Source organism: Streptomyces sp. NPDC051555 (assembly GCF_044454405.1).
GTDB lineage: Bacteria > Actinomycetota > Actinomycetes > Streptomycetales > Streptomycetaceae > Streptomyces.
The window spans coordinates 1-4,242 of the sequence record NZ_JBITDP010000085.1 but is presented as its reverse complement, the minus strand read 5'-3'; the positions used below and the strand labels follow the sequence as shown (position 1 = coordinate 4,242).

7 protein-coding genes are annotated in these 4,242 nt (G+C 72.3%); all 7 read left to right on the top strand.

What is annotated here, in order from left to right:
• Positions 1 to 129 precede the first annotated feature (129 nt).
• On the top strand, positions 130 to 381 hold the full coding sequence (locus ACIBEA_RS44240) for a hypothetical protein (RefSeq protein WP_399270191.1): 252 nt from the start codon (positions 130 to 132) through the stop codon (positions 379 to 381).
• Positions 382 to 498: 117 nt separating this feature from the next.
• Positions 499 to 714, top strand: coding sequence for a hypothetical protein (locus tag ACIBEA_RS44235; protein WP_399270189.1), 216 nt, complete (start codon positions 499 to 501; stop codon positions 712 to 714).
• 238 nt (positions 715 to 952) lie between these two features.
• On the top strand, positions 953 to 1,372 hold the full coding sequence (locus ACIBEA_RS44230; protein WP_399270187.1) for an RRQRL motif-containing zinc-binding protein: 420 nt from the start codon (positions 953 to 955) through the stop codon (positions 1,370 to 1,372).
• A gap of 115 nt (positions 1,373 to 1,487) precedes the next feature.
• A complete protein-coding gene (locus ACIBEA_RS44225; protein WP_399270185.1) occupies positions 1,488 to 1,997 on the top strand; it encodes a hypothetical protein in 510 nt (169 codons plus the stop codon).
• A complete protein-coding gene (locus tag ACIBEA_RS44220) occupies positions 1,994 to 2,344 on the top strand; it encodes a hypothetical protein (protein WP_399270184.1) in 351 nt (116 codons plus the stop codon). The genes ACIBEA_RS44225 and ACIBEA_RS44220 overlap by 4 nt, the downstream gene beginning before the upstream one ends.
• The gene (locus ACIBEA_RS44215; protein WP_399270182.1) at positions 2,341 to 3,345 is read left to right on the top strand and encodes an AAA family ATPase; all 1,005 of its coding nucleotides are present in this window, start codon (positions 2,341 to 2,343) and stop codon (positions 3,343 to 3,345) included. The genes ACIBEA_RS44220 and ACIBEA_RS44215 overlap by 4 nt, the downstream gene beginning before the upstream one ends.
• 92 nt (positions 3,346 to 3,437) lie before the next feature.
• Complete coding sequence (locus tag ACIBEA_RS44210) at positions 3,438 to 4,211, top strand: hypothetical protein (RefSeq protein ID WP_399270180.1); 774 nt, start codon at positions 3,438 to 3,440, stop codon at positions 4,209 to 4,211.
• The last annotated feature ends 31 nt before the right edge of the window (positions 4,212 to 4,242 follow it).

Below are 4,242 nucleotides of genomic sequence, written 5' to 3'. Positions count from 1 at the left end.
GTTGGTACTGGCCACCTGGGGCACTACTCCTTCTCCGCCCTCGACTCAATGAATCATCCAGTATGCCTGGCTTGAGCCACTTTGACAGAGAGGGCCTGGACCGTCTGGGGCGCGGCAACGGTCGCGGTCGTGTGGACCACGACTCCCACCGACGGGCGCACCGTCGCCGCCGCCATCGCCGTCCTCGCCTGGACCATCGCCTCCACCCTCGCCCTGCGCGGCTGGAGCCTGCGCCCCGTCGTCAACAACTACCCCGCGCCCGCCCAGCCCGCCCCGGCCTTCCAGCCGCAGATCGAGATCCGGCCCGAGATCCACCTCCCCGCCCCCGCTACCGCGCCCTGCGACGACACCCCCGACAACATCCGCCCCTTCCAGCGCTGACCCCGGTCGCTCCGCCTGGTCCTCGCCCCACCCCGCTACCGCGGGGCCGGGCGAGGGCCGGACAGGCCGACCGGCCTCACGCACCACCCACCCTGTCCCCGACCGAATGGAGAACATGTGGCCGTCATAGGCGTGCTGACGGAGCCGACCCCACCTACCTGGTGGAAGGCGAACCGGCACAAGGTCTACGGCACCGGCGGACTGCTGATCGGCTACCTGATCGGCACCCACCTGCCCGGCGCCCCCGACCCGCAGCCCCAGCACCCGCGCCCGAGCCACACCACGCCGGCCCCCACCACGCCCGGCGCGCACCGCACGCACACGCCCGCCTGACCCGGCACCCGCCACTCCGCACCCCTCCTACACGTTCGACGTCGGCGGGGTGCGGAGCTGCGCACCGACCTCTGGAGGAACTGCCCGTGCTCATCCCCCGCCCGCGCCGCCGGATCGGCCGGCCCCGCCCCCAGCGTCCCGGACCCCGCCACCCGTACCGCCCCGACCGGCTGCCCGGCACCTGGCGCCGGTGATGCCGCGCCGTCGTACGCGGCGTCGCCGCCGCGAGGTGACCCGGGTGCCGCGCAGTAACGCGGCGCTGCCGGAGTTCGACCGCGGCACGGTGCCCGAAGGGCTCGTGCCCAGGAGGACGTTGCGGGACATGCAGCTGAGCCCCGGCAGGAACGAGGGCCCGGTCGCGATCCTGCGGTGCAGGCTGTGCGCGACCCGCCCGCAGTGGTCCTGCCGTCATCCCACCCGCGGCTTCCTGCTCCGCGTCGACCTCGCCGTGCCCAAGCGCACCCCGACGCTCGCTCAGGAATGGGCCTTGGACCAGGCGATGGCAGCTCGCCAGACCTGCGGTGAGTGCCGCAGGCGCTTCTACTTCTGCCTCTCCAAGAAGCTGGGCTGCTGCGTCGAGTGCTTCGACGGCACCCCCGTGGACCCCAGCAGCTACTTCGCGCCCTCGGCACCCGCCGCTCACCGGCTGGCCGCGTAGCGCGAGCCCCGTCCCGGCCGCACAGGCCGGGACGGGGGTACCACCGGGCGGCCGCAGCATCGGCAAAGAGCCGGCCGCCCGCTCCCTCACCCATCGAGATCAGGAGAAATCCAGCATGACGCATCGCCCCGCAGTCTTCGCCGCCCTGCTCGGACTGACCCGCGCCGGGAGCGCGATCGGAGATTTTTGGGTCCAGAACGACTTCTGCGCCCGCGTGAAGGGCGCCTCCGACGAGCACCCGGTCACCTTCAAGGACCCGGTCACCGGGAAGGAGACCACCCACGGCACGGCCGGCGGCCGTAAGGCTTGCCTGCACCACTGCCTGACCTATACGGCCACGCAGGCGATCGTGGCCGGGGCCGGGGCCCGCGCTCTCGGCATCCGGGTCCACCCGGCCGCCGCCGCGGCCGCGCTCGCCATCTCGCTCGGCACCCACTACGCCGCGGACCGACGCGTTCCCGGCAAGGGCCTGCTGGAGAAGATCGCCACCAAGACCGGAAAGGGCGGCTTCTACAAGCTCGCCGACTTCGGCATCAACGGGGCCTTCCACCTGGACGGCGCCTGGCACCACGGCTGGGAAACCGTCGCCGCCCTGGTCGCCACCACCAAGGCCACCACCCGATGACCGGCCGCCGCCCCCGCACCCGGCTGGACCGGGTGCGCGCCTCCGTCGGCATCGCCCAGCTCGCCCTCCAGCAGACCCAGGACGAACTCACCGGCGAGGTCGGTGCCCAGGAGCTCGCGCAGATCCTGCGCGAGCTCTACCACGAGGACCACCGCCAGGACGGCGTCTTCGGCTCCCTCGCGCAGCTGCTCACCGTCGCCGCGCAGGCCGCCGGACGGATCGAGCCGGACCGCGACGGCGAGATGTCGTGCCCGCTGCACGAGGCCGCCGCCCTCATCACCGAGAACGCCGGTCTGCAGATCTACTACGCCACCCGTGCTCTTGACCCGCAGGGAGAAGCCGAATGACCACCTTCCGCCTGGAGAACGCACTGCCCGTCGATACGACGATCCCGGAGCCGTCGTTGGTGTGCCTGATCGGCGCGGCCGGTTCGGGCAAGTTGACGTGGGCCTCCACCTGGCCCGCCACGCAGGTCCTGGAGCTCGACCGGTTCAGGGCGATGGTCAGCGACGACGCCGGGTGCCAGGAATCGACCCAGGACGCGGTGTTCGCGCTCCAGGCCGTCCTCGAGGCGCGCCTCGCCCGCCGCAAGATGACGGTCGTCGACGCGACGAATTGCGAGCTGGCCGTGCGCGCCGAGCTGATCGCGACCGCCCGCCGACACGGCGTCCCGGCGGTGGCCCTGGTCGTCCCGACCCCGCTCTCGGTGTGCGTGGAGCGCCAGGAAGGCCGGCCCGCGAACCGGCGCGTGCCCGAGCACGTTGTACGGGCGCAGCACGCCGCGATGGTCGACGCGTTCCCCGGCCTGCCCGCCGAGGGGTTCGACCACGTCGTCGTCGCGGAGAGCCTCTACCGCCTCCAGGCGCTGCTGAAGCCGCTGAGCGATGCCCGGCGCGCGGATCTCGGCTGGGACGACAGCGAGGGCTTGGGCGACCTGCTCCTGGTCCGCCGCACCTTCGGCCCCGAGATCCTGCCGATGTGGCGCTGGCGCGACAACTCGCAGCTCGCCGGCGGCGACCGCGTCGCGGAGATCCGGCTCGGAGCCGACCGCATCGTCCTCGCCCAGCGCAACGACATCGACGGCGAGGGCGACGTCGGCTTCGACATCCTGGTCGGCTGCGCGGCCGACGCCGAATGCGAGGGCCAGGCGTGGGCGCCGGCCTACAACGTCACCGATCTTCTGCGCGCGCTGACCGGCGAGCTGATGACCGACCCGGACGTGCGCTGCACCGTCCACGGCGGGCCCGACGACGTCGACCAGGAGGCCGACGACCACGCCCTCCAGGACGACGACCCCGAGGGCCGCGCGGACCTGGAGGCGCAGTACGCGGACGCGGTCCGCGCGTGAGCCGCACCGCCGGCGCTTCGCCCAACACCCCGAACCCACCGCGACCCGGCCACGCCGGGCGCCCGCTGTTACCCCGGGAAGGACACCCAGCCATGAGCATCACGATCACGAACACGTACGGCACCGCGCACCACGTCAGCGAGACCAACCCGGCCCACGTCACCAGCTGCGACCGGTACCGGCTGCCCCTCGTCGCCACCATCACCCCCAGGCACCCCGGCTACGGGGACATGGTGGAGATGCTGAAGGACAACGGCCACGACACCCGCCCCGAGGGATACGGGCTGATCTTCCTGGAGTCCGAGGAGTTCTCCGCGACCTACTTCGGGTCGATCGCACAGATCGAGCAGTACCAGCGCGACAACGCCGACGGCACGGCGACCTTCGACGCCTCCCAGGGCGTCACGTACGCCCAGTGGCCCCACGGCAAGGGCTGGGACGACCTGCTTCCCCGCGTCTTCTGGAACTGGGCTGCGCGCGGCGGGATCGCGGACGGCGTCGGCCTCATCACCGCCTTCGCGCACACCGAGCTCCCGGGGGCCGAGGTCATCGTCTACGAGTTCGAAGGCAAGTGGCTTCCCGACAGCGAGCCGCAGCAGCTGGTCACCTACCACTGCACCGGCTGCCACCTGGACACCTTCCACGACAGCGGGCACGTCCACGAGAACACCGGCCCCAGCAGCCGGCGCTGGGCCGCCCGCCAGGCCCGCCAGCACATCATCAGCGCCCACCGGCACGGCGTCGGCGACAAGAACAGCGCCTGCCGCCCCAACAACGGCGACATGCTGCGCGTCGTGAACGCGGTGTTGAGCGACGTTGAAGGTGTGCATGGCGGCGACGTGGTGGTTGTCGATGCGGGGATGTGAAAACGACCCCGGCGGCCGTAGGCCGCCGGGG

Excerpts from the sequence above, each read along its gene's own strand:
- ACIBEA_RS44225 (WP_399270185.1), top strand. The coding sequence starts at position 1,488 with ATGACGCATCGCCCCGCAGTCTTCGCCGCCCTGCTCGGACTGACCCGC.
- ACIBEA_RS44210 (WP_399270180.1), top strand. The coding sequence starts at position 3,438 with ATGAGCATCACGATCACGAACACGTACGGCACCGCGCACCACGTCAGC.
- ACIBEA_RS44220 (WP_399270184.1), top strand. The coding sequence starts at position 1,994 with ATGACCGGCCGCCGCCCCCGCACCCGGCTGGACCGGGTGCGCGCCTCC.
- ACIBEA_RS44215 (WP_399270182.1), top strand. The coding sequence starts at position 2,341 with ATGACCACCTTCCGCCTGGAGAACGCACTGCCCGTCGATACGACGATC.